This window comes from Marinobacter mangrovi, assembly GCF_016798325.1.
Lineage (GTDB): Bacteria > Pseudomonadota > Gammaproteobacteria > Pseudomonadales > Oleiphilaceae > Marinobacter_A > Marinobacter_A mangrovi.
On sequence record NZ_JAERVO010000001.1, the window covers coordinates 415,019 to 440,094 of the forward strand.

At 59.9% G+C, this 25,076-nt stretch carries 15 protein-coding genes and 4 tRNA genes; 15 read left to right on the plus strand and 4 right to left on the minus strand.

Features of this window, described 5'->3' with window-relative positions; all coding sequences use genetic code 11:
- Window positions 1-6: 6 nt before the first annotated feature.
- From JL474_RS01875 to JL474_RS01885, 3 genes are all read left to right on the plus strand, one after another.
- Window positions 7-1,683, plus strand: a complete 1,677-nt coding sequence (locus JL474_RS01875) for a glutamine--tRNA ligase/YqeY domain fusion protein (protein ID WP_203140720.1) — start codon at window positions 7-9, stop codon at window positions 1,681-1,683.
- Between the two features lie 41 nt (window positions 1,684-1,724).
- The gene (gene cysS, locus JL474_RS01880; protein WP_203140721.1) at window positions 1,725-3,107 is read left to right on the plus strand and encodes a cysteine--tRNA ligase; all 1,383 of its coding nucleotides are present in this window, start codon (window positions 1,725-1,727) and stop codon (window positions 3,105-3,107) included.
- Window positions 3,108-3,259: 152 nt separating this feature from the next.
- Window positions 3,260-5,440 (plus strand): malate synthase G, encoded by a 2,181-nt coding sequence (locus JL474_RS01885; RefSeq protein WP_203140722.1) that lies wholly within the window; start codon window positions 3,260-3,262, stop codon window positions 5,438-5,440.
- An 87-nt stretch (window positions 5,441-5,527) separates the two neighbouring features.
- On the opposite strand, the gene folD is transcribed toward JL474_RS01885, so the two are convergent.
- A complete protein-coding gene (gene folD / locus JL474_RS01890; RefSeq protein ID WP_203140723.1) occupies window positions 5,528-6,388 on the minus strand; it encodes a bifunctional methylenetetrahydrofolate dehydrogenase/methenyltetrahydrofolate cyclohydrolase FolD in 861 nt (286 codons plus the stop codon).
- A 299-nt stretch (window positions 6,389-6,687) separates the two neighbouring features.
- Between folD and JL474_RS01895 the strand changes: the two genes are divergently transcribed.
- The 10 genes from JL474_RS01895 to JL474_RS01940 all read left to right on the plus strand — a co-directional run bounded on the left by JL474_RS01895 (window position 6,688) and on the right by JL474_RS01940 (window position 16,542).
- Window positions 6,688-6,764 (plus strand) — tRNA-Pro (locus tag JL474_RS01895).
- Between the two features lie 39 nt (window positions 6,765-6,803).
- Window positions 6,804-6,880 (plus strand) — tRNA-Arg (locus JL474_RS01900).
- A 122-nt stretch (window positions 6,881-7,002) separates the two neighbouring features.
- Window positions 7,003-7,078: transfer RNA gene (locus JL474_RS01905), tRNA-His, on the plus strand.
- Between the two features lie 80 nt (window positions 7,079-7,158).
- Window positions 7,159-7,243 (plus strand) — tRNA-Leu (locus tag JL474_RS01910).
- 226 nt (window positions 7,244-7,469) lie between these two features.
- Window positions 7,470-8,783: a trigger factor gene (tig, locus tag JL474_RS01915; RefSeq protein ID WP_203140724.1), complete on the plus strand. Its 1,314-nt coding sequence runs from the start codon at window positions 7,470-7,472 to the stop codon at window positions 8,781-8,783.
- A 254-nt stretch (window positions 8,784-9,037) separates the two neighbouring features.
- The gene (gene clpP, locus JL474_RS01920; protein ID WP_123633358.1) at window positions 9,038-9,673 is read left to right on the plus strand and encodes an ATP-dependent Clp endopeptidase proteolytic subunit ClpP; all 636 of its coding nucleotides are present in this window, start codon (window positions 9,038-9,040) and stop codon (window positions 9,671-9,673) included.
- Window positions 9,674-9,866: 193 nt separating this feature from the next.
- Window positions 9,867-11,153: an ATP-dependent Clp protease ATP-binding subunit ClpX gene (gene clpX, locus JL474_RS01925; protein ID WP_123633359.1), complete on the plus strand. Its 1,287-nt coding sequence runs from the start codon at window positions 9,867-9,869 to the stop codon at window positions 11,151-11,153.
- 305 nt (window positions 11,154-11,458) lie between these two features.
- Window positions 11,459-13,852, plus strand: coding sequence for an endopeptidase La (gene lon / locus JL474_RS01930; protein ID WP_407944040.1), 2,394 nt, complete (start codon window positions 11,459-11,461; stop codon window positions 13,850-13,852).
- A 237-nt stretch (window positions 13,853-14,089) separates the two neighbouring features.
- Window positions 14,090-14,362: an HU family DNA-binding protein gene (locus JL474_RS01935; RefSeq protein ID WP_123633361.1), complete on the plus strand. Its 273-nt coding sequence runs from the start codon at window positions 14,090-14,092 to the stop codon at window positions 14,360-14,362.
- 311 nt (window positions 14,363-14,673) lie between these two features.
- Entirely contained in the window at window positions 14,674-16,542 is a 1,869-nt protein-coding gene (locus JL474_RS01940) for a SurA N-terminal domain-containing protein (protein WP_203140725.1), read from the plus strand.
- Window positions 16,543-16,624: 82 nt separating this feature from the next.
- Here JL474_RS01940 and pulA read toward each other — a convergent pair whose 3' ends face one another.
- The 3 genes from pulA to JL474_RS01955 form a co-directional block, all read right to left on the minus strand.
- Window positions 16,625-19,783 (minus strand): pullulanase-type alpha-1,6-glucosidase, encoded by a 3,159-nt coding sequence (gene pulA, locus JL474_RS01945; protein WP_203140726.1) that lies wholly within the window; start codon window positions 19,781-19,783, stop codon window positions 16,625-16,627.
- Between the two features lie 226 nt (window positions 19,784-20,009).
- Window positions 20,010-21,293 (minus strand): maltoporin LamB, encoded by a 1,284-nt coding sequence (gene lamB / locus JL474_RS01950; RefSeq protein ID WP_203140727.1) that lies wholly within the window; start codon window positions 21,291-21,293, stop codon window positions 20,010-20,012.
- 293 nt (window positions 21,294-21,586) lie between these two features.
- Entirely contained in the window at window positions 21,587-22,459 is an 873-nt protein-coding gene (locus JL474_RS01955; RefSeq protein ID WP_123633364.1) for a MurR/RpiR family transcriptional regulator, read from the minus strand.
- Window positions 22,460-22,867: 408 nt separating this feature from the next.
- Here JL474_RS01955 and zwf point away from each other — a divergent pair, with 408 nt between their 5' ends.
- The gene (zwf, locus tag JL474_RS01960; RefSeq protein ID WP_203140728.1) at window positions 22,868-24,343 is read left to right on the plus strand and encodes a glucose-6-phosphate dehydrogenase; all 1,476 of its coding nucleotides are present in this window, start codon (window positions 22,868-22,870) and stop codon (window positions 24,341-24,343) included.
- Window positions 24,330-25,049 carry a 6-phosphogluconolactonase gene (gene pgl / locus JL474_RS01965; RefSeq protein WP_203140729.1) on the plus strand — a complete coding sequence of 240 codons (720 nt, stop codon included), beginning with the start codon at window positions 24,330-24,332 and terminating at the stop codon, window positions 25,047-25,049. The genes zwf and pgl overlap by 14 nt, the downstream gene beginning before the upstream one ends.
- The last annotated feature ends 27 nt before the right edge of the window (window positions 25,050-25,076 follow it).

Genomic DNA, 25,076 nt, shown 5'->3' on the forward strand with positions numbered 1-25,076 from the left:
GTATCTATGAGCGCAGAATCCCGAAAAGCCAATAACTTTATCCAGAACCTGATCGAGGAAAGCATTGCCAGCGGTCAGCATCAGGGCAAGGTGGTAACCCGGTTCCCGCCGGAGCCCAATGGATATCTGCACATCGGCCACGCCAAGTCCATTTGCCTCAATTTCGGCATTGCCGAAACGTTCGACGGCGACTGTACCCTGCGCTTCGACGATACCAACCCGGAAAAGGAATCCCAGGAATACATCGACGCGATTACCCGGGACGTGAGCTGGCTGGGTTGCGAGTGGGCCGGGGAGGTCCGTTACGCGTCCGATTACTTCGATGCCATCTACGACTTTGCGGTGGAACTGATCGAGAAGGGGCTGGCCTACGTCTGCGCCCTGAGCGCGGATGAGATGGCCGAGTATCGCGGTACGCTGACCGAACCGGGGCGCAACAGCCCGTATCGCGACCGTCCGGTGGAGGAGAACCTGCGTCTGTTCCGTGAGATGCGTGAAGGCAAGCACGACGGCGGCTCGCTGGTACTGCGCGCCAAGATCGATATGGCGTCGCCGAACATCAACCTGCGTGATCCGATCCTCTACCGCATTCGCTTTGCGTCGCACCACCAGACCGGTGACAAGTGGTGCATCTATCCGATGTACGACTTCACCCATCCGATTTCCGACGCGATGGAAGGGGTGACCCACTCACTGTGTACGCTGGAATTTGAGGACCATCGCCCGCTGTACGACTGGGTGATCGATAATATTTCTGCGCCGTGCAAGCCGCGTCAGATCGAGTTTGCCCGACTGAACCTCAACTACACGATCACCAGCAAGCGCAAACTCAAGCGCCTGGTGGACGAAGGCTTTGTGGAATCCTGGGACGACCCGCGCATGCCGACCATTTCCGGTATGCGTCGTCGCGGCTACACCCCCCGGTCCCTGCGCAATTTCTGCGACATGATCGGTGTGAACAAAGCCGGCGGCATCGTGGACATGGGCATGCTGGAGCACGCCATCCGCGAAGACCTGAACGCCCGCGCCCCGCGAGCCATGTGCGTGATGCGCCCACTCAAGGTGAAGCTGACCAACTACCCGGAAGGCCAGTCCGAAACCCTGACCCTGCCGGTGCATCCGCAGGATCCGGACATGGGCACCCGTGAGGCACCGTGGACGCGCACCCTTTACATCGACCGCGAGGATTTCGCCGAGGAGCCGCCGCGCAAGTGGAAGCGGTTGGCGCCGGATCAGGCGGTCCGCCTACGCGGCGGTTATGTGATGACCTGTCGCGAGATCGTCCGTGACGACAGTGGTGAGATCGTCGAGCTGCGCTGCGAATACGACCCGGACACGCTGGGCGTGAACCCGGACGGCTATAAGCCCAACGGCGTGATCCACTGGGTCTCCGCCGAAGACAGCATCGAGGCGGATGTCTATCTGTACGATCGTCTGTTCAACCACGAGGCGCCGGACAGTGACAAAGACGTGGATTTCGTGACGCACATCAATAACGAGAACCTGGTCGTCAAGGAAAACGTGCGCGTTGAAAAGAGCCTGGCGGAACCGCGTAGCGATATTCCCTACCAGTTCGAGCGTGAAGGGTATTTCTTCCTGGACGGGCAGCGTTCCCGTGACGGGCGTCCGGCATTCAACCGGACCGTGACCCTGCGTGATTCCTGGGCGAAAGCCAACAAGTAAGCCGTGATCGTACTGAACCCACATTTTTGGACCCGAATACCGTGATTCAACTCTACAACACCCTGACACAGAGAAAGGAACCCCTGAAGACGCTGGAACCGGGCAAGGTTCGCATGTACGTCTGTGGCATGACGGTTTACGACTTCTGCCATCTGGGGCACGCCCGGGTGCTGGTGGCGTTCGATGTGATCACCCGGTATCTGCGCCACAGTGGTTACGACGTCACCTACGTGCGCAACATCACCGATGTGGATGACAAGATTCTGCGCCGGGCGGACGAAAACGGTGAGGCCTTCACCGCACTGACCGAACGCATGATTGAAGCCATGCATGAAGATGAGCGGTCGCTGGGCGTGATCGCGCCGGATCAGGAGCCGCGTGCGACCGGTCACATGGACGACATGCTGCGCATGATCCAGACCCTGATCGAAAAAGGCTTTGCCTACGCCGCCGACAATGGCGACGTGTATTTCGCGGTGGAGCAGTTCAATGGCTACGGTAAGCTGTCCAAGAAAAAGCTGGACGATCTGATTGCCGGCGCGCGCGTAGACGTGTCTGAAGTCAAGCGCAGTCCGGCGGACTTCGCCCTTTGGAAAGCGGCCAAGTCCGGCGAAGTGAGCTGGCCGTCACCCTGGGGCGATGGCCGTCCCGGCTGGCACATCGAGTGTTCGGCCATGTCCACCTGCTGCCTGGGCAACACGTTCGATATTCATGGCGGCGGCCCGGATCTGCTGTTCCCGCACCATGAAAACGAGATCGCACAGTCCGAGGCGGCCACGGGACAGCCGTTCGTGAATTACTGGATGCATGCCGGTGCGGTGCGGGTCAATAAAGAGAAGATGTCCAAATCCCTGGGTAACTTCTTCACGATCCGTGAAATCCTGGAGAAATACCCGGCGGAGGTGGTGCGCTACTTCCTGGTATCGAGCCATTACCGCAGTCAGGTCGACTATTCCGAGGAAAATCTGGCAGAGGCCTCAAGCACGTTGACGCGGCTTTATCAGGCCCTGCGCGGTCTAACGCCTGCGGCCGATGTTCCGGAAACGGATTATGACGCGCGATTCCAGGCGGCCATGGATGATGACTTCAATACCGCCGGCGCGAATACCGTATTGCACGCGCTGGCTTCCGAGATCAACCGGCTGAGGCGTGATGGCGAAGAGGCTGAGGCCTCGCGCCTGGCGGCGGTCCTGGTTCGGCTCGGCGGCGTGCTCGGGCTGCTCCAACAGGACCCGGAGGCCTATTTCCAGTCGGGATCCGGCGAAGGCCCGAGCGCTGAAGAGATCGAGCAGCAGATCGAGGCTCGCGCCGAAGCCCGCCGCAACCGAGATTTCGCCGAGGCGGACCGGATTCGGGATACCCTGGCGGAGCAGGGCGTGATTCTCGATGATTCGCGCGAAGGGACGAGTTGGCGTCGGGCATGAATTTGTCCGTATTATCCCTTACACTAGCGCGCTCAAAGATAACGGGTGGCCGGACAGGGCGTCGGCCGCCGTCAAGAAAGTAGGGTGGGCGAAGCGGCCTCAAAGAAGTCGCGCCCATACCCCGGCACACAGAAACCACTGAGGCGATAACGATGACAGAACGCGTCCAAGTCGGCGGCCTGCAGGTCGCGAAAGTCTTGTACGACTTTGTGAACAACGAAGCGATTCCCGGCACCGGTGTTGATGCTGACAAATTCTGGGCAGAATTTGACACCATCATTCACGAGCTGGCGCCGCGTAACAAGGCGCTGCTGGCCAAGCGTGACGATATCCAGGCGAAGATGGATGCCTGGTACACCGAGCGCAAGGGTCAGCCGATCAACATGGACGAGTACCAATCGTTCCTGAAAGAGATCGGTTACCTGGCTGACGAGCCGGCGGACTTCAAGATCACGACGTCGAACGTCGATCCGGAAATCGCCACCATGGCCGGCCCCCAGCTGGTGGTTCCGGTGATGAATGCGCGTTTCGCACTGAATGCCGCCAACGCCCGTTGGGGTAGCCTGTACGACGCGCTCTACGGCACCGACGTGCTGTCGGAAGACGACGGCGCTGAAAAAGGTCGTGGCTACAACCCGGTGCGCGGCGCGAAAGTCATCGAGTACGCCCGCAACGTGCTGGACAGCTCTGCACCGCTGGCCAGCGGCAGTCATAAAGATGCGGCCAAGTACACCGTCGAAGGCGGCAAGCTGGTGGTCAAGCTGCAGAACGGCGACACCACCGGCCTGAAAGACGAGTCCGGCTTTGTTGGTTACACCGGCGCTGCCGGCGAGCCGACCGGCATCCTGCTGGTCAAGAATGGCATGCACTTCGAAATCCAGATCGATGCCTCCCATCCGATCGGCAAGGACGACGGCGCGCACGTGAAAGACGTGTTGGTCGAGTCGGCCCTGACCACCATCATGGACTGTGAAGACTCCATTGCCGCCGTGGATGCCGACGACAAGACGGTCGTCTATCGCAACTGGCTGGGCCTGATGAAGGGCGACCTGCAGGAAACCTTCGAGAAGGGTGGCCAGCAGGTTACCCGTAAGATGCACGGTGATCGTGACTACACCGCCGCCGATGGCTCGGATCTGAGTCTCAAAGGTCGCAGCCTGATGTTCATCCGTAACGTCGGCCACCTGATGACCATCAACGCCATCCTGGACAAGGACGGCAACGAGATTCCGGAAGGCCTGATGGACGGCTTGGTCACCTCCCTGATCGCGATCCACGACCTGAAAGGCAATGGACCGCTCCAGAACTCCACCACGGGCAGCGTCTATATTGTTAAACCGAAGATGCACGGTCCGGAAGAAGTGGCCTTTACCAACGAATTCTTCGGTCGTGTCGAAGATGCGCTGGGTCTGCCGCGCTTCACCCTGAAAGTCGGCATCATGGACGAGGAGCGCCGCACGACGGTCAATCTGAAGTCCTGTATTGAAGCCGCCAAAGAGCGCTGTGTGTTTATCAACACCGGCTTCCTCGATCGTACCGGTGACGAAATCCATACCTCCATGGAAGCCGGCCCGGTGATCCGCAAGGGCGACATCAAGGGCGCCGCCTGGATCCAGGCTTACGAGCAGTGGAACGTCGATGTGGGTCTGGAAGCGGGCCTGAAAGGCGTTGCCCAGATCGGTAAGGGCATGTGGGCCATGCCGGACATGATGGCGGCCATGATGGAGGCCAAGATCGGCCATCCGAAGGCGGGTGCCAACACCGCGTGGGTTCCGTCACCGACGGCCGCGACCCTGCACGCGCTCCATTACCATCAGGTCAACGTGGCCGACGTTCAGGATCAGCTGGCCAAGCGCGAGCGCGCGAAGCTGGAAGATATCCTGACCGTTCCGCTGCTGAAGGATCCGAAGTCCCTGTCAGCAGACGACATCCAGCAGGAACTGGACAACAACGCCCAGGGCATCCTGGGTTACGTGGTTCGCTGGATCGACCAGGGTGTCGGTTGCTCCAAGGTGCCGGACATCAATGACGTGGGTCTGATGGAAGACCGTGCGACACTGCGGATTTCCTCGCAGCACATCTGCAACTGGCTGTACCACGGTATCTGCACCGAAGAGCAGGTGATGGAAACCATGAAGCGCATGGCCGCTGTGGTCGATCGCCAGAACGCCGGTGATCCGTCCTACCGCAACATGGCGCCGGACTTCGATGACAGCGTGGCCTTCCAGGCAGCCGTCGATCTGGTCCTGAAAGGTCGTGAGCAGCCGAATGGCTACACTGAGCCACTTCTGCATGCCTACCGTCTGAAGGCGAAAGCCAAGTACGGTCAGTAAGCGAACGGCCCATAAAAAACCCCGCCTTGTGCGGGGTTTTTTGTATCTGCTCGATAGCGTCGGATAAGCCGCTACGTCAACCCGATGTTACTGGTCCTTGTGCAGCTCGTTGGCGGCATACAAGGTGTTCTGAAGCAGGGTGGCAATCGTCATCGGGCCAACACCGCCGGGTACCGGCGTAATGTAGGCGGCGCGTTCGGCGGCTTTCGCAAATTCCACGTCGCCAATCAGCTTGCCGTCCTCGGTGCGGTTGATGCCCACGTCGATCACCGTGGCGCCTGGCTTGATCCAGTCGCCCTTGATCAGGCCGGGCTTGCCTGCCGCGGCGATCAGAATATCCGCCTCGCCGACGAAGCGGGCCAGGTCGTCCGTAAAGCGGTGGGCAACCGTCACGGTCGCTCCGCGCAGCAGCAACTCCATCGCCATGGGGCGGCCGACGATATTGGACGCGCCCACGATGACGGCGTGCTGGCCTTTGTAAGGTGTCTTGATGGAATCCAGCAGGGTGATGATGCCGGCCGGCGTACAGGGACGCAGTTCCGGCAGGCGCTGGACTAGGCGACCCACGTTATAGGGGTGAAATCCGTCCACATCCTTGTCCGGGCGAATCTTCAGCAGGATGGGGTCGGCATCCAGCGGCTCGGGGAGCGGAAGCTGTACCAGGATGCCGTCAATGGCGGGGTTTTCGTTGAGCTCGTCGATGAGCGCTTCCAGGGCCTCCTGGCTGGTGTCGGCCGGCAGGTCATAGGACAGGGAGAGAATGCCGGCTTTGTCGCAGGCCTTGCGCTTGTTGCCCACGTACACCTGCGAGGCGGGATCCTCCCCGACCAGGACGACGGCCAGTCCCGGAGCTCTCAGGCCCTGGTCGATACGGGCCTGCACACCCAGCGCAACGTCCTCTCGAACCTGGGCGGCGATTTTCTTTCCATCAATCAGTTCTGCTGTCATTACATGTATAATCTGGTTTGTAGGCGGGGCAGCAGCCCTGCCTGAGCGAGTGATCACGGGACAGGCACGGCAGTCGGGTCAGTCTGCGGGAGCAGACCGACGCTTTCCGACGGTCGGTCGTTTCGACCGAGGGGCGCTGTCCGGGAAAAGAGCGCGGTATTGTCTCATGGTTCGGGCTTTCGGCCAACGCGGCCCGGTCGATTGGCAACTAATCTGAAATCCGTGTTGACGGACCCCGGAACCGCCGGTATCATTCGCGCCAACTTTGCTGAGGCATCTGTTGTTCAGGTCGTCAGGAACGGGGTATAGCGCAGTCTGGTAGCGCGCCTGCTTTGGGAGCAGGATGTCGGGAGTTCGAATCTCTCTACCCCGACCATCCCTTGAAACCTGGTCATTCAGGTGGGCGAAAGGTCAAGCGCCCGTAGCTCAGCTGGATAGAGCAACGGCCTTCTAAGCCGTGGGTCGTAGGTTCAAGTCCTACCGGGCGCGCCATAACCCCGGCGGGTGAGGGCTCCTCGGGAGCGCGAGCCAGGCCCCCAGCAAAGTTGGGAATAAGCGCCAGCTTATCCTGTTGAAGGCGCTCGATGTCGTCTGAAGGCTCGAGTAACAATGTGGTGGACGTAGCTCAGTTGGTAGAGCTCAGGATTGTGACTCCTGCGGTCGAGGGTTCGAACCCCTTCGTCCACCCCACTTTTCCCGGCTGTTTGATTCCCCGTTGACTGGATCCGACGTTGGCAACACACTGCCATCAAAAGATCGGTGATCGATTGGCGAGAGTGGCGGAACTGGTAGACGCGCTGGATTTAGGTTCCAGTGGGGCAACCCGTGAGAGTTCGAGTCTCTCCTCTCGCACCATCCTCTTCCTTCCTTAATAAGATGATCCTGTGACCCGCTTGCGGTCAGTCCATTCACGAATGTGCAAAGTCCGTGCGCCAGACGTTCTCTCGGCGACCAAAAGCATGATAAAATGGCTGTTTAGTTTTCGCAGGCCTGAGTGGAATTATCTGCGTCCGTTCTGGATTTCGCGTTCGACTCAACCTGTGTCCATTAACTTATTGAACCGGTAATTCGAGGAACTTCCATGCAAGTGTCTGTAGAAACGACGTCCAACATCGAGCGTCGAATGACGATTGGTGTGCCCGCTCAGGAAATTGATCAGGCTGTTCAGAAGCGTCTGCAGGAAACCGCGCGCACCGTTCGCCTGAACGGCTTCCGTCCGGGTAAGGTGCCTTTGAGCGTCGTCAAACGTCGTTTTGGAGCGGGTGTTCGCCAGGAAGTGGTCAGCGAAGTCATGCGCGACAGCTACGTCAAGGCGCTGGAAGAGAAGGAAGTGAACCCGGCTGGCTGGCCGCGTTTCGAGCCGAAAGTCATGGAAGAGGGCAAAGACCTCGAATTCGTGGCTATTTTCGAAGTGCTGCCGGAAATTGAACTGGCGGATCTGGGCACGATCGAAGTTGAAAAGCCGAAAGCCGAAGTGGCTGACAAAGACGTCGACAAGATGATCGATACCCTGCGTCGCCAGCAGGCCGATATGAAGTCCGTCAAGCGCAAGTCCAAGAAGAAGGACGTTGTGACCATCGACTTTAAAGGTTACATCGACGGTGAAGCTTTCGAAGGCGGTTCCGCTGAAGGCCACAAGCTGACTCTGGGTTCCGGTCAGATGATCCCGGGCTTTGAAGAAGGCATCATCGGCGGCAAGGCCGGTGAAGAGCTGGAAATCGAAGTGACCTTCCCTGAGGATTACCAGAACGAAGAGCTGGCCGGCAAAGCGGCCAAGTTTGAGATCACGATCCACACCGTAGAAGAGCCGATCCTGCCGGAACTGAACCAGGAATTCTTCGAGAAGTTCGGTGTGAACGCCGAAGACGAAGAAGGCTTCCGCGCGGACGTGAAGAAGAACATGGAGCGTGAGCTGAAGCAGGCCGTCTCCAACAAGGTCAAGAACGACGTCGTTGAAGGTCTGGTCGAAGGCAACGACTTCGAAATTCCCCAGGCGTTGATTGACCAGGAAATCGACCGTCTGCGTCAGGACGCCGTCCAGCGCTTTGGCGGCCAGATGCAGATGGATCCGCAGCAGCTGCCGGCTGAACTGTTTACGGATCAGGCCAAGCGCCGCGTCAAGACCGGCCTGCTGTTCCAGGAACTGATTCGTCAGAACGACATCAAAGCCGATGCCGACAAAATCGACGAGAAGATCCAGGAGATCGCATCCACTTACGAATCACCGGATGAGGTGATCGCGCACTACAACAGCAACCCGCAGCAGAAGGCACAGATCGAGTCTGTGGTACTGGAAGACGCGGTTGTTGACCATGTGCTGGCCCAGGCCAAGGTGAAAGAGAAGAAGATGAAGTACGAAGAAGCCGTTGCTGCTGGCCAACCGCAGCAGGGTTAACGCTTCGTTTCGAAAAGCGACCGTTTCGGGGCGGACATCGCGCCCCGGAACCGCTACGCTGCATTACGGAACAGCCGGAATTTCCGGCTGTTTTTATCTGGGGCGGTCAATTGTCGGGGCGACAGGACAGCACCGTCCCGGATCTTCGAAAGGCATGCTGAGGCCAAATCAAGGCGCGCTCAGTTGACTTCCGGTAGGGTGATCCCCATATCATCCGCTGGATCGTTCATTTAGCTAAGGAGTTCAGGCACATCATGACGCAACAACCGTATAACGGCCCGACCATGGTGACCAATTCCGGTCTTGTCCCGATTGTCATTGAGCAGACTGCCCGTGGTGAGCGCTCTTTCGACATTTATTCCCGGCTGCTCAAGGAGCGTGTCATCTTCATGGTGGGTCCGGTCGAGGACCACATGGCGAACCTGATTGTCGCGCAATTGCTGTTCCTGGAATCCGAAAACCCCGACAAGGATGTGCACCTGTACATCAACAGCCCGGGCGGTTCCGTCACGGCTGGCATGTCCATCTATGACACCATGCAGTTTATCAAGCCGGATGTGGCGACACTCTGTGTCGGCCAGGCGGCCAGCATGGGTGCCTTCCTGCTGGCGGGCGGCGCTGAAGGCAAGCGAGCCTGTCTGCCCAACTCCCGGGTCATGATTCACCAGCCGCTGGGGGGCTATCAGGGCCAGGCGACGGATATCGAGATCCACACCCGTGAGATTCTCAAGATTCGCGAGACCCTGAACCGGCTGTTGGCTCATCACACGGGGCAGGATCTGGAAACCATCGCCCGCGACACGGACCGTGATAACTTCATGGATCCGCAGCAGGCGAAAGACTATGGTCTGATCGACGCCGTACTTGATAAACGCGTGTCGAATAAATAATACTGATTCGGTGGTTTGAAACCACGGCAGGTCCGGCCGGCAGCGCTGTCCGGACTGGCCAGCAGGCGCCGAATCCAGTAGCAATCAGAAACGTACTACCGTGATCGCATGACGTCTCGCGGGCGTAAGTTGGTAGCGGAATGCAGAGTTCCGAGCCGACAGTGAACACGAAAGCCAAGACAGAGGTATTTCAATGGCAGATGACAGAAACGGCAGGGGCGACGATAACGGCAAGTTGCTCTACTGCTCGTTTTGCGGAAAGAGCCAGCATGAAGTCCGCAAGCTCATTGCAGGGCCCTCGGTTTTCATCTGCGACGAGTGTGTCGACCTGTGCAATGACATCATCCGGGAAGAAATCCAGGAGAACGCACAGGAAGAACAGAGCGACCGCCTGCCCAGTCCCGCCGAAATCCGCGACACACTGGATCAGTATGTCATTGGCCAGGACCGTGCCAAGATCGTGTTGTCTGTAGCGGTGTACAACCACTACAAGCGTCTTCGCTACGGCGAGGGCAAGGCGTCGGAAGTCGAACTCGGCAAGAGTAACATCCTGCTGATCGGCCCGACCGGCAGTGGTAAGACCCTGTTGGCGGAAACCCTGGCGCGCATGCTGAATGTTCCGTTTACCATCGCCGATGCCACCACGCTGACCGAAGCGGGCTATGTCGGTGAGGATGTCGAGAACATCATCCAGAAGCTGCTGCAGAAGTGCGATTACGATGTAGACAAGGCCCAGCGTGGCATCGTCTACATCGATGAAATCGACAAGATTTCGCGCAAATCGGACAATCCGTCCATCACCCGTGATGTCTCCGGTGAGGGTGTCCAGCAGGCGCTGCTGAAACTGATTGAAGGTACGGTGGCTTCCGTGCCACCCCAGGGCGGTCGCAAGCATCCGCAGCAGGAGTTCCTGCAAGTGGATACCGGCAACATCCTGTTCATCTGTGGCGGTGCGTTTGCCGGTTTGGACAAAGTGATTCGTGAACGCTCCGAACGCAGCAGCATCGGTTTCTCCGCGTCGGTGGTCAGCGAGGACGACCGCAAGAGCACCGGCGACATCATCAAGGATGTGGAAACCGAAGATCTGGTCAAATACGGTCTGATTCCCGAGTTCGTCGGTCGTCTGCCGGTAGTGGCCACGCTGACGGAGCTGGATGAAGACGCCCTGGTCCAGATCCTCACCGAGCCGAAGAACGCGTTGACCAAGCAGTACCAGAAGCTCTTCGATATGGAAGACGTCGAGCTCGACTTCCGCGAAGACGCGCTGCGCGCCGTAGCCCGCAAGGCCATGGAACGCAAGACGGGTGCACGTGGTCTGCGTTCGATCCTCGAGGCGACATTGCTGGACACCATGTACCAGATCCCGTCTGAGCACGATGTCTGCAAGGTGGTGATCGACGAGAGCGTGATCAGCGGTGACTCCGAGCCTTTCAAGATCTACGCCAATAACGATCATGCGAAAGCGGTGCCGGAAGACTGACGGTTCGCCTTAAACGTGATCCAGAAAAGGGGCGCTTGCGCCCCTTTTTCTGTTTCCGCGACAGAAAAACCGCTCCGGGCCAAAACCGGCGCAGTCGGCCATTGTAATCGCGGAAAAAGCCCCCAATCATTAATTCAATGGAAGCTGACGGCCTTCTTTCTATGGCATCATGGAAACAAGGCGGGTCGGCCGGCAATCCGATTCCAAGTCGGGCAGGGCGTTGACGCTTGCACCTGTCCGTATGCCACGTGTTTCAAGACGCGTCAGTCAGAGGATTCTCTATGACATCACTACCTGAAACCCCCATGAACGATTATCCAATGCTTCCGCTGCGGGACGTGGTGGTCTTTCCACACATGGTCGTGCCGCTCTTCGTTGGCCGGGAAAAATCCATCCAGGCCCTGGAAGCTGCCATGGAGGGGAGCAAGGAAATCCTGCTGGTGGCCCAGCGGGATGCGGGTACAGACGACCCGGGCGCGGAAGACGTCTACAACATGGGTACCCTGGCCACGGTCCTGCAGATGCTGAAGCTGCCGGATGGCACCGTCAAGGTCCTGGTCGAGGGCAATGCCCGGGCTCGGCTGGAGTCCATCGAGGAAGGTGATTTCCTGACCGCGCGAGGCGCGCTACTGGAAGAAGACACCCTGCCGGAGCGTGAAGAGTCCGTTCTGGTCAAGACGCTGTCCGAGGAGTTTGAGAAGTACGTCAAGCTGTCCAAGAAAGTGCCGTCGGAGGTCACCAACTCCCTGACCGGCATCGACGATCTGGAGCGCCTGGCGGATACCATGGCCGCTCACCTGGAGCTCAAGATCCACGAGAAGCAGGAGCTGCTGGAAACCCTGGACGTGCGTCAGCGCGTTGAACTGCTGCTGGGTCGCCTGGACGGCGAAATCGATCTGATCGAGGTCGAGAAGCGGATCCGCGGTCGCGTCAAGAAGCAGATGGAGCGCAGCCAGCGGGAGTACTACCTCAACGAGCAGATGAAGGCCATCCAGAAAGAGATGGGGCAGCTCGGTGAGGGCGGCGGCGACTTCGAAGAGCTGGAGCAGAAGCTTGAGGAAGCCGGCCTGCCGGAAGAAGCCCGCAAGAAAACCGAAGCGGAACTCAACAAGCTCAAGATGATGTCGCCCATGTCGGCGGAAGCCACCGTTGTGCGGGGCTACATCGACTGGATGCTGGCGATCCCCTGGAAGAAGCGCAGCCGCGTGCGTCACGACCTGGAAAAAGCGCGCGACATCCTGGACCAGGATCACTACGGCCTGGATGAGGTCAAGAAGCGGATCCTGGAATACCTGGCGGTCCAGAACCGGGTGAAGAAAATCAAGGGGCCCGTGCTGTGCCTGGTCGGTCCTCCGGGCGTGGGTAAAACGTCGCTGGGCCAGTCCATCGCCCGGGCGACCAACCGCAAATACACGCGGATGGCGCTGGGTGGCGTGCGTGACGAGGCGGAGATCCGCGGTCACCGTAAAACCTATATCGGCGCGCTGCCGGGCAAGCTGTTGCAGAAGCTGTCGAAGGTCGGGGTGAAAAACCCGCTGTTCCTGTTCGACGAGATCGACAAGATGGGCATGGACCATCGTGGCGATCCGGCTTCGGCGCTGCTGGAAGTGCTGGATCCCGAGCAGAACCACACCTTCAACGATCATTACCTGGAAGTGGATTACGACCTGTCGGACGTAATGTTCGTCTGCACGTCCAACTCCATGGACATTCCGCCGGCCCTGCTGGACCGGATGGAGATCATCCGCATCCCGGGTTACACCGAAGATGAGAAGGTCAACATTGCGCGGCAGCACCTGCTGCCCAAGCAGCTCAAGGCCAATGGTCTGCGCAAGAACGAACTGGACGTCTCCGATGACACCCTGCGCGACCTGATCCGCTATTACACGCGCGAGGCGGGTGTGCGGAGTCTGGAGCGTGAGATCGCGAAGATCTGCCGCAAGGTGGTGCGCGAGCACGTGGAAGCCGGCAACACCGAAACGGTCGAGCTGACGCCCGAACTGCTTGAGCACTATTCCGGTGTACGCAGGTTCAAGTACGGCCTGGCGGAAGAATCCAACCAGGTGGGTCAGGTGACCGGTCTGGCCTGGACCCAGGTGGGCGGCGAACTGCTGACCATCGAATGTGCCCTGACCAAAGGTAAGGGCAAGGTGGTCAAGACCGGGTCGCTGGGCGACGTCATGCAGGAGTCGATTCAGGCGGCCCTGACCGTTGTCCGCAGCCGAGCAGCTGGCCTCGGCATCAAGGATGATTTCTACGAGCATCACGACCTGCACATCCACGTTCCTGAGGGCGCCACACCGAAAGATGGCCCCAGTGCCGGTATCGGCATGTGCACTGGCCTGGTCTCTGCCTTGACTGGCATTCCGGTGCGGGCGGACGTCGCCATGACCGGTGAGATCACCCTGCGTGGTCGCGTGCTGGCCATCGGCGGACTCAAGGAAAAGCTGCTTGCGGCGCACCGCGGCGGCATCAAGACGGTCATTATCCCTGAGGAAAATGTTCGGGATCTCAAAGAGATACCCGAGAACATCAAGGAGTCTCTGGATATCCGTCCGGTGACCTGGATCGATCAGGTCCTGGATGTGGCGCTGGCCTATCAGCCGACGCCGGATGCCGGCGACCTGTCCGACAAGGCGACACCGGCCAAATCGCGGGATGAGGAAGGCGAATCCGGCGAACGCATAAATACACATTAAACGGCGAGGCCGTTGTTGACAGCCCTGAGAGCCCGTTGGTATAACTGTTTCGTCCTGAAGCAGCCTGTACCAAGGGCTCCCGGGGTTTTTGCAAGTATTCCGATCGACACCCGATGACCGAAAGGAATAAGAAAACCGAAGAATGGAATTCTCCGACCGCTTGTGCGATAGTCGGGAAGCTCCGAAAAAAACAAACCAACCTATAACATCTTCAACCTGAAATCGAAGGGGTTTAGTGTGAACAAGTCCGAACTTATCGATGCAATCGCAGAGTCAGCTGACATTTCCAAGGCCGGTGCAGGACGTGCCCTGGATGCCATGGTTAACTCCATCACTGACGCTCTGAAAAAAGGCGATCAAGTCACTCTGATCGGCTTTGGTACCTTCTCTGTCAAGGAGCGCGCTGCTCGCACTGGTCGTAACCCGCAGACCGGCGCCGAGATCAAGATCCCGGCCTCCAAGGTTCCTGGCTTCAAGGCTGGCAAAGCCCTGAAAGACGCCGTCAAGTAAGAAGTGGCTTAAGCGGCAATGTCCTGGTGGCATTGCCGGGGTAGTTTCTTCAAGGCATCCGGTCCCGGTAAGTCCAACATACCTGATCATGCTGAAATCTACTGAATAACTGCCCCACAGATTTCGAGGCGCATCCCTTGTCGGGTGCGCCTTTTTACGTTCAGTGTGCTGCTCACGTCAGCCTCTTTCATGAGTCCATGGCAGCCGCTGGTACCCCGACGAACACAAGAACGAGGCCTGACGCGGACACCCGGTAGTAACATCGATAGTCACACCGAGGCTGCCGGTCCGAGCTGACGTCTGGGAGGAACATGCTTCAAGATATCCGGAACAATGCCCAGAGCACGATTGCCAAGGTCATCATCGTGCTGCTGGTAATCGGTCTGTCCATGTTTGGCGTGCGCGCCATCATTGGCGGATTTTCGGGGGAGCCCGAAGTCGCCACCGTCAATGGCAAGGACATCACCGAACGAGAATTTACCCGCACCGTGCAAATGCAGCGTCAGCAGCAGCTGGCCCAGATGGATAATCCCGATCCGTCACTGATCAACGAGGACCAGATCCGCCAGCAGGTCCTGGAAGGATTGATCCAGCGCACCGTGCTGACCCAGGATGCGGAGGATCAGGGTCTGGCCCTGTCCGAGCAGGATGTCGACAGCCTGATCACCTCCATGCCGCAGTTCCAGGTCGATGGCGAGTTCAATCGTAACGCCTTCGTGGCGGCGGTGCGCAACATGGGCATGGGCGTCGCGGAATTCCGCCAGGCGCTGCGTCGGCAGTTTGCGATCAACCAGATCCGTGCCGGCATCTCCCAGAGTGCCATCGTCAATACCCAGACCGCGAAGGACATCCTGCGTATCCAGTCTCAGACCCGGACCTTCCAGACCCTGCGCATTCCGGCGTCGGCCGTCGCGGATGACGTCAAGATCAGCGACTACGATATCGCCACGTATTACGACGAGCACAAGGCGGATTTTGTTCAGCCGGAAAGCGTCGATGTGTCCTACATCACCCTGTCCATTGATGACCTGGCCAAGCAGGAAGACATCAGCGAGGACGCGGTGCGCGATCTCTATGAGCAGCGCAAGCAGGACCTCGGTGGCGAAGAGCAGCGCCGGGCCTCCCACATCCTGATCGAGGATGGGGATGACGCCCAGAAAACGGCGCAGGAAGTCGAGAAGAAGCTGGCCGACGGAGCCGACTTCGCCAAGCTGGCCAAGGAATACTCGGCGGATCCGGCATCCGCCCAGCAGGGCGGCGATCTGGGATACGCCGGCAAAGGCGTCTACGACAGCGCGTTCGAGAAAGCGCTGTTCAGCCTGAAAGACGGCGAGATCTCCGATCCGGTCAAGACCCAGTACGGTTACCACATCATCAAGCTGACCGGCGTCCGGAAGACGGAAGCGCCCTCGTTTGATGAGATGAAGGACGACCTGCGCCAGGAACTGGCTCGCCAGAAAGCGGGTAAGACCTTCTCCGAAATTCGGACCAAACTGGCGGACATTTCCTATTCCGATCCCAGCCTGGAAGGTCCGGCCAAGGACCTGAACCTGACCATCCAGACTCGCGACGATGTGAAGCGTAAGGGCAACAAGGCACCGTTCGATCACGAAGGCCTGCTGCGCCAGCTGTTCAGCGACGACGTACTCAGCGGCGAGTTCAACACCGAAGTCATCGACGTGGACAAGAGTACGTCGGTGGTCGCACATGTGCGTAAGCACCATCCGGAAGAGCAGCTGTCGCTGGATGCGGTCAAGGATCGTATCCACGATCAGCTGCGCGCCAAACGGATCAGCGAAGCCCTGGCCGACAAGAGCAAGGCGTTGGTTGAGCGTCTTAAGCAGGGCGATGCGCCCGGTGACGTAGCCGCTGCAGTGAACGGTGAATGGCAAAGCCACGATGCGGTCAGCCGTAATGCCGGCGACGTTGAGTTTGACGTGATCCGGTCCGCCTTCAGCATGCCGCGCCCGGCCAGTGATGACAGCAGCACCTACGACTGGGTGAACGGTGCCCAGCGTGCCGTGGTCATCGCATTGAACAAGGTTACCGACGGCAAGGTCGAGGGCAAGGAGGACCAGATCAAGGCCCTGACCCAGTACCTGAACAACCAGCGTGGCCAGCGTGAATACGCCGCCTATGTGCAGTCACTGCGTGACAGTGCCGAGGTGGAACGCCCCTGATTCGGGTAGGCTTCAAACCATGAAAAAGGCAGGGCCGAGGCCCTGCCTTTTTTGTGTCTGCGCAGTATGGATGGGAAGGCGATCAGTTGACAGGGACGCCGGTACCCTGGGCGCCGGACTGGACCTGCTCGAAGACGGCGACCGACAGGGCCGGCACGTTGAAGTCGCCGCCCGAGAAGGTGGCTGCGACATCGCCATTGAGTTCGGTGTGCAGCGAAAAGCCGGACAGAGAAGTGGACAGGGTCTGTGCATCGGGCGAAGCATTGATGATGACCATCAGTGCGTCCCGTGCGCTGTCCAGATCGGTGCCCGCGCCAGTGCCGTCGTCCAGACTGAATGCCAGCAGGCCGGGAATCTGGTCCGGCCCGGTGTTGTGGAACGACAGGCGCTGCTTGATGTCGGCGCCGGTGGTTAGATGGAACAGCGGTGAATCCCGCCGGATACGCAGCAGGTCGGCCACGGCGTCACGGGCGTAGGCAATGTCCGCCTGCGTGGGTTCGGCGTTGGGATTGGCGATGATGTCACCGATCAGGTCCCAGTTGTCGCCGTCCTTGTCCTCCCGGGGCAAACCGCGATTCCAGGCCGTGTCCTGGTAGCTGAAGTCCACCGCATTGAACCAGTCGCCCGAGTCGTAGCTGTCCCGTTGCATGGATTTGGAGCGCAGGATATCCGCGCCCATCTGCATGAAGGGAATGCCCTGACTCAGCAGCGGCACCGCCAGGCCAATCACCTGCATGCTGGCGCGGTCGTGACTGGAGACCGAGGTGGCGATCTTGTACTGGTTGTTGTCCCAAAGCGTCTGGTTGTCGTGCTTGGACACGTAGTTCACCAGTTCCTGTGGATCCTCGGTGTAGCCGGCTGCCTGACCGTTATAGTCGATGTCCGCGCCGGTGCGGACGTCGCCGGACGCCGTCTCGAAGCTGAAGTCCTTGAGACCACCGGTAATGCCCACACGGATCCAGTCGAGGGTCGAGAGCAGGGTCTGCTTCTCGTCGTCGGAACCGCTGTTCATCTCGTTGGGCAGGGTGTACAGGCCGTTGGCGAACCCCTGGTTCTGACGCAGGGCATCGCCCCCGTCGAACGGACCGCCGCCTCGCACGGCATCCCGCAGGCGATCGTTGAAGGAGCCGATGCCGGAACCGCCGAGGTTAGCCTGGATCGCGTTCACGCCGCGGGCATTGTCGGCCACTTCGCCAAAGTTCCACCCCTCACCGTAGAAATAGGTGTCCGGGTCGACGGCTTGAACGGCTGCCAACGCGTGCGTCATGTTGCGCAGCATGTGATGGCCCATCAGGTCGAAGCGGAAGCCCGAGATGTCATAGGCGTCGGCCCAGGTGACCAGGGAGTCGGTCATCAGCTTTTCCATCATCGCGTGTTCAGACGCGGTGTTTTCGCAGCAGGAGGACTGTTCCACGGCGCCGGTCTGCGGATCCAGGCGGTGGTAATAGCCGGGCACCAGTTTATCGAGTACCGACTTATCGGCCATGCCCGAGGCGTTGGTGTGGTTGTAGACCACGTCCATCACCACGTTGAAACCCATGTCGGTCAATGCCTTGACCATCTGACGGAATTCCAGGATGCGGGGCACGCCTTCGGCGTCTGAGGCGTAGCTGCCTTCCGGCACGGTGTAGTGCGCCGGATCGTAGCCCCAGTTGAAGCTGTCCAGCCCGCGCAGGGTGTCATAGAGAGACTGGGCATTGCCGGTGGTCGGGTCGAAGGATTCAAGCACTGAGCGGATGCTGCCGGCACTGCATTGGTCCGCCCACTCGGTCGCCGCGGCGTCGGACAGGTCACACAGGCGACTGAAATCGTCGTCGATATCGACCACCTGCGACGGATCTTCATTGACCGTGGCAAAGTCGAACGTGGGCAGCAGATGAATGTGGGTGACACCAGCCGCGGCGAGTTGCTGCAGGTGCTGCACGCCGGCACCGCCGCTGTCGCTGAAGGCGGCGTACTTACCACGATCGTCCGCCGGTACCGAACTGTCGCCGGCGCTGAAATCGCGGATGTGTGTTTCGTACACCACAACGTCTTCCGGTTGGTCGACGGCGGGCGGGGTCAGACTGTCCCAGCCGCTGGGTTTGAGGTCGGCGTCGTCCAGGTCCACTACCTGCGCGTACTGGCCATTGGTGGAGAGACTCAGGGCGTAAGGGTCCGTGGCAAAGGCGTCTTCGACGTTGCCGGTCTCCGGATGATAGGCCGTGACCTCATACTGGTAATACTGGCGGTCCAGCGAGAGTGGTCCGGAGTATTCCCAGACACCGGGGTGAGCGTCGTCCTTTGTCATATCGACGGGGTAGCCGGTGAGCACGGTTTTCGCGTTGTCGAAGACGTGCAGGCGCACGGATTGGGCGGTCGGAGCCCAGACCCGGAACGTGACTCCGCTGCCGGTGACGGTGGCCCCGAGCGGTCCGTCGTAGCGATACAGGTCATCCAGTACACCGGGAATCTGCACCTTCGTGGCGCTCATCAGCTCGTCATTGCTGTTGTAGGCCGCCGCGACCAGCTGGCCCCTTAACGCTGCTGTGCGAGAGTCGGCGTCCAGGGGCACCGAATAGGCCGGCCAATCGGCCAGGTGGGGAAAGGCCTCCGCTGCATCGCTGGATAGCGTGCCGGCGGTGAGTTCGACCGACTGCCCGCCAACGAGTGCGCCGTCGCTGACGTGGATACCGGCATTGGTGTCGTAACGCAACTCGACCCGGGCGGCGTTCCCGGCATCGTCCCAGACCAGGGTTTGCCGATCGACCCAGTGGGCACTGGCGCCGTCGATGGTGATGTCGCTGCTGACCGGGCTGGTGTAGATCTCACCGGAGCCGCTGAGGGTAAATACCCGGCGGCCCAGCTCGTCCAGATGCCAGATCATGTCGTTGCCACCAAGGTCCTTGCTGTCCCCGTTGTGCATGATGAAGTTGATGCACCCGGCCTCGTCGGTCAGGTCGATCAGGTAGTAGGCGCCGTAAGTGTCGCTGACACCATCCGCGACATGAGCGCTGGTCCACTCGGTCGGGTTTGCAACGCCGGAGCAGCTGTCGGTGTTCCACAGATGCAGTCCCCAGCCGTCGTAGGTGGCGTCGGGTCGTTTGTAGTAGAGCACTGCCTCGTTGGCACCGGGGTCGATCAGGGGCTCGGTGGTGTCGCCGTCGGACGACCCGTCATTGCCCTGATCGGTCTTGCAGCCGGTCAGACCCGCCGCAAGGGCGAAGGCCAGGACCAGCGGAAGGGTTTTGCGCTGATTCATGAGAAGCATTCCTTGTACGGTTGTTGTTTTTGGTACTGCGCAAGGAAATGGTCGCCGGTTGTAGTGTCTCTCCACATCCTCTGGAGGACGATTCATTGCGGCGTAGAAGGCGGGGCGTAACGGGGGTGGAGGGCAAGAAAAAACCTCCGAACCCGAAGGTGCGGAGGTTTTTCGGCTACCGAGTTCCCGGCCGGGAAGGAAGGGCCGGCCGGGTGTCAGGCCGGTGTTACCACCAGGCTTCCATCTGGACGCCCAGTTGGATGTCACCGTCAACGCCCTCGCCAGCACGGGCTGCTTCGGCGCGGTCACCGAAGAAGGTGGCGGCGTAGGCACGGATCACCGGGCGGGCCCAGTAGTTGCCACCGGCGGACCACTGCTGGGCAATGGCGACCTTCTGCAGGTTGGAGGACTCGTCCTCACCGATGAACTGGGCGTCGTCGTAACCGACTTCAACCGCCGTGCTCAGAACCGGTGACCACTTGTAGGTCGGACGGATGACAATGCTGGTGCGCTCGGCATCGTCCTGATTGCTGTTGGACGCGGAGCCTTGCTGATAGAGGGCGGAGTAGCCCATTTCCCAGTTGCCGCCCAGGGTAATCACACCGTGATCCAGGATGCGCCAGCTGCTGTCCATGTAGCTTCCGTTCGAATCATTTTCGTTGTCGACACGGCCACCACCGCCGGCTTCAAAGGCCGCGAAGCCCATGGAATCGGCGCCATACTGCAGGACGAACTTGTTGAACCCACCCATGATGCCGGTGGAGAGTTCCGCGGTCAGGAAATAACCGTTCTCGTCGTTGAAGCCAGCGTCTTCCTGCTGGTCGGTCAGGTCGGCCATGCCGTAGATGCCTGCCAGCATGAGGGTGCTGGAACCAACCGGGAATGCGTATCGTACATCCAGCTTGTTGTTCTGGACGAATTCGTCGCCGTCCGGGTTGTCGTGGTTGATGAACGCCAGGGACAGCTTGCCGGCACCGGCCTGGATGTTCTCGACACCACCGCCGTAACCGGAGTCGTTCAGGTAATAGAAGTCCAGATGATGGACGTCGTGGCGCTGGTAGTAGCGTTTACCCGCCCACAGAGTCGCGCCAGGCAGCGACTCGATCACGTTGTTGCCGGAGATATACAGCTGGCGGAGTGAAGTGTTACCGCCGTCATAGCCGCCGCCGGATTCATTGTAGCTATAGCTTTGGAAGTCGTTGCCCTGATTGTCGGCGCCGTAAGACACCATGGAATCAAAACGGAAGGTTTTGCCGTCTTCGTTGTAGAGTTCGTCACCCAGCCCGATTTCGGCGTAGGTGTCGCACTCATCGGCCAGACGACCCACATAGTGCCCGGCTGCGCCGCTACCGAAACAGGTTTGCTCGCCGCCGCTCTGGAGATTGGTGGAAGCGCCTGCGCGGGCATACCCAGTGAAGTCGACAGCGGCAGCGGGTGTGGCCAGCGCAGCGGATGCGATGGCTGCGGCAATCGGAGTCAGTCTGAAGATTGCTCTGTTGTTGTTTTGCATCATTTGTATCCTGTGCATTTTTGTCTTGTTTGAGCGCCAGGGTCCCGTCACCGGGGTGACGGCCGGGTCAGCGGCCGACAGGCCAGGCAACGGAACCCGCCTGAAGCGCGCGGTAAGGCACGCTTGGTCGGCTTCCGGCCCATATATCGGGAAACCCGTATTCATACTCCGTAATGCACAACGGTGCCGCATCATCCGGGGGCGGAGAATTAGGGGGGGAGTGTCAGGGGGGAGGAGGGGCGTAGCGTTGGATGGGGCAGCGGCGACCGGGCCGGCCGCCGCTTTCGGGCTGCTTACTCGGCGCTGAAGCGCGTCGGCTTGAGGCTGTCCTTGATCTTCTTCAGGTGGCTCTGGAAGTCGGCACCGCGTTTGAGGGTCACGCCGGTGGCCAGGATGTCGATGATCATCAGGTGGATGATGCGCGAGGTCATGGGCATATAGACCTCCGTATCCTCCGGGGCCGTGACTTCCAGTGCTACCGTGCAGGCTCGGGACAGAGGAGAGTCAGGCGCCGTGATGCCGATGACGGTGGCCCCGTTGCTGCGGGCCGCTTCGGCAATATCGACCAGCTCCCGGGTGCGGCCGGTATAGGAAATCACCACGATCACGTCCCCGGTATGGCTGCCGGCGGCGACCATTCGCTGCATCAGTGCATCGTCATAGGCGATGACCGGAATATTGAAGCGGAAAAACTTGTGCTGCGCATCCAGGGCAACGGGGGCCGAGCCGCCCATGCCGAAAAAGTTGATCTGCTTGGCCTGGATCAGGTAATCGATGGCGGCACCCAGGGCGACCGGGTTCAGCACCTGGCGAGCCTTGTCGAGGCTGGCGATGGTGCTCAGCACGATCTTGTCGGAGAAGGTGGCGACGTCATCGTCCGGCCGCACGTTCTGACTGACGTACGGGGTTCCGGTTGCGATGCTCTGGGCCAGCTGAATCTTGAAATCCGGGAAGCCGGACGTGGAAAAGCCGCGGCAGAACCGGTTCACGGTCGGTTCGCTGACGTCTGCGGCCCGGGCCAGGGCGGCAATGCTGTAGCGAGTGGCGGCGGTGGGGTCACGCAGGATGGCTTCGGCGACCTTGCGCTCGGACTTGTTCAGGGTGTCCAGTTTGCCCTGGATCTGTTCCAGCAGATTGGGCGTGGCTGTCTCGTTTGTTGTCGTCATGTTTGGCTATCCCGCTATCACTCTGCTTCACTGAAAGTGCGTTATTAATCGACGATGCTCCGCGGTACTGCGTTGCCATTCATCGTGCGTGCCATTCCGAACCGCTGATCGCTGGCTCAGCATGAGCTGCGCCGGTCGTTGCTCTCTTGCCCCGACAGACGGAGTCTGTCCCGGGCCTTTGCGACCGTTAAGGGCGCGAATTATACCGGTTTTAACCGGTCTCATGTGTAGTAAAGTAGTCAAAAGATCCGAAAAAATCTTGGAATCCGTCCTTTTTAATGCGATTATTTTGTCAAAATTACTACATAGCGGCGCCCGAGCAGCGCTACCGTCTGAAAGTAACGGTGTCGTCTGCGATGAATCAGCCGCGGAATCCCTCAGAAACCAGGTTGAAGGACTGTCACAAGAATGAGCCGGAAAAACGAGAACCAGTGTGACCTGATCATGTTCGGCGCGCTGGGGGATTTGGCGCAGCGTAAACTGTTTCCTGCGCTCTACCAACTGGAAGCGGCCGGTCTGCTGGCGCCCAAGACACGCATTCTCGCCCTGGCGCGGCAGGATCTGGACACCGATGGCGCCCGTGAGCAGCTGCGTGCCAAGCTCAAGGAGCACGTGAAGCCGGCCGAGATGGACGAGAAGGTTATGACTCGCATTCTCTCGCGCATCGACTATCTCAAGCTGGATTTCGGCACCACCGATGATTACGTCGGCCTGCGTCAGTGGCGTGAATCCGGTGGCGGGGCACTGATTGTCTATATGGCCACACCGCCGGCCCTGTACGGGATGATTGCCCGCAACCTGAGGGAGACCGACTGCATCGACGCCGCCACCCGCGTGGTCGTCGAAAAGCCGATCGGTCACGACCTGGAGTCGTCCTATGAGATCAACGATCAACTGGCCGAAGTCTTCAACGAAAACCAGCTGTTCCGGATCGACCATTACCTGGGTAAGGAAACCGTCCAGAACCTGATCGCCCTGCGCTTTGCGAACAATCTGTTCGCCTCGCAGTGGAACCAGGACCACATTTCCCACGTCGAAATCACCGTGGCGGAAAGTGTCGGCATCGAAGGCCGCTGGGGCTATTTCGATCAGGCCGGCCAGATGCGGGACATGATCCAGAACCACCTGCTTCAACTGCTGTGCCTGATCGCCATGGACCCGCCGTCGGACCTGTCTGCGGACAGTATCCGGGACGAGAAGGTCAAAGTGCTCAAGGCGCTGCGTCCGATTACGCCGGATCTGGTTGAAACCCACCTGGTCCGCGGCCAGTACACGGCCGGTACGGCGGCGGGCAAACCGGTGCCGGGTTACCTTGAAGAAGAGGATGCCGTACGGGGCAGCACCACCGAAACCTTTGTCGCCCTGAAGGCGGAGATCTCGAACTGGCGCTGGTCCGGTGTCCCGTTCTATATCCGTACGGGCAAGCGGATGCCGGAGAAGCTGTCGCAGATCATCATCCACTTCAAGCCGGCACCGCATTACATCTTTGATCCGGACCAGAAGCACTTGGCCAACAACAAGCTCATTATCCGCCTTCAGCCGGATGAAGGGATGTCGCTGCAGATCCTGACCAAGGATCAGGGTCTGGACAAAGGCATGCGCCTGCGCCAGGGCCCGCTGGAGCTGACGTTCTCCGAAACCTTCAAGCAGGCCCGCATCCCCGACGCCTACGAGCGGCTGCTGTGGGAAACCATGAAGGGGAACCAGTACCTCTTCGTGCGCCGGGATGAAGTGGAGTACGCGTGGCGCTGGGTGGACCAGGTCATCTCCAACTGGGAAGAGCACGCGTCGCCGCCCAAGCGCTACGCGGCTGGAACCTGGGGGCCGGTCGCTTCCATTGCCCTGATCACCCGTGATGGCAGGAGCTGGTATGAAGATGCCTGATATCGATTGGCCGTCCACTGTGAATCCCGTCCTTGGAGAGAGTGCCGAAGAGGTGGCGGGCAAGCTGGCAGATGCGGTAGCCGAACGGCTCGAACAGGCGCTGGCGAGTCGTGACCGGGCCAGCATAGCCTTGTCTGGCGGCAGTACGCCCAAGCCGTTTTTTGAAAGGCTGCGGGATAAGCCGCTGGATTGGTCGCGGGTGGACGTCACCCTGGCCGACGAGCGGTGGGTGCCGTTCGAATCCAGCGACAGCAATGAGCGCTTGCTGCATGAGCATTTCCTGCAGGGCGCCGCTGCCAAGGCCCGCTTTATCGGCATGAAGCAGGCGCATGAAAGCGCCAATGCGGGTCAGCCGCTGGCCGAGCAGGCCCTGTCCGAACTGGCCTGGCCACTGGATGTGCTGGTGCTGGGCATGGGGAACGATGGCCACACGGCTTCCCTGTTCCCGGATGCGCCTGAAATTGATCGGGCGCTGGATGTCAGTCAGCCAGACCGTTGTATGGCGTTGCATCCGGCCTCCCAGCCCCAGGCGCGCCTGTCGCTGACCCGCAGGGCCCTGGAGAATGCGGGCTGGATTGCCCTTCATCTGAAAGGCGAGGACAAGATGGACACGCTGCGCGCCGCCATGGACGACATGGCCGCGGTACGCGAGATGCCGATCCGGTTATTCCTCAGCCTGGGGCTCAATCTGTTCTGGAGCCCCTGAATTCCCCGTATACAGAGAGACGATCTG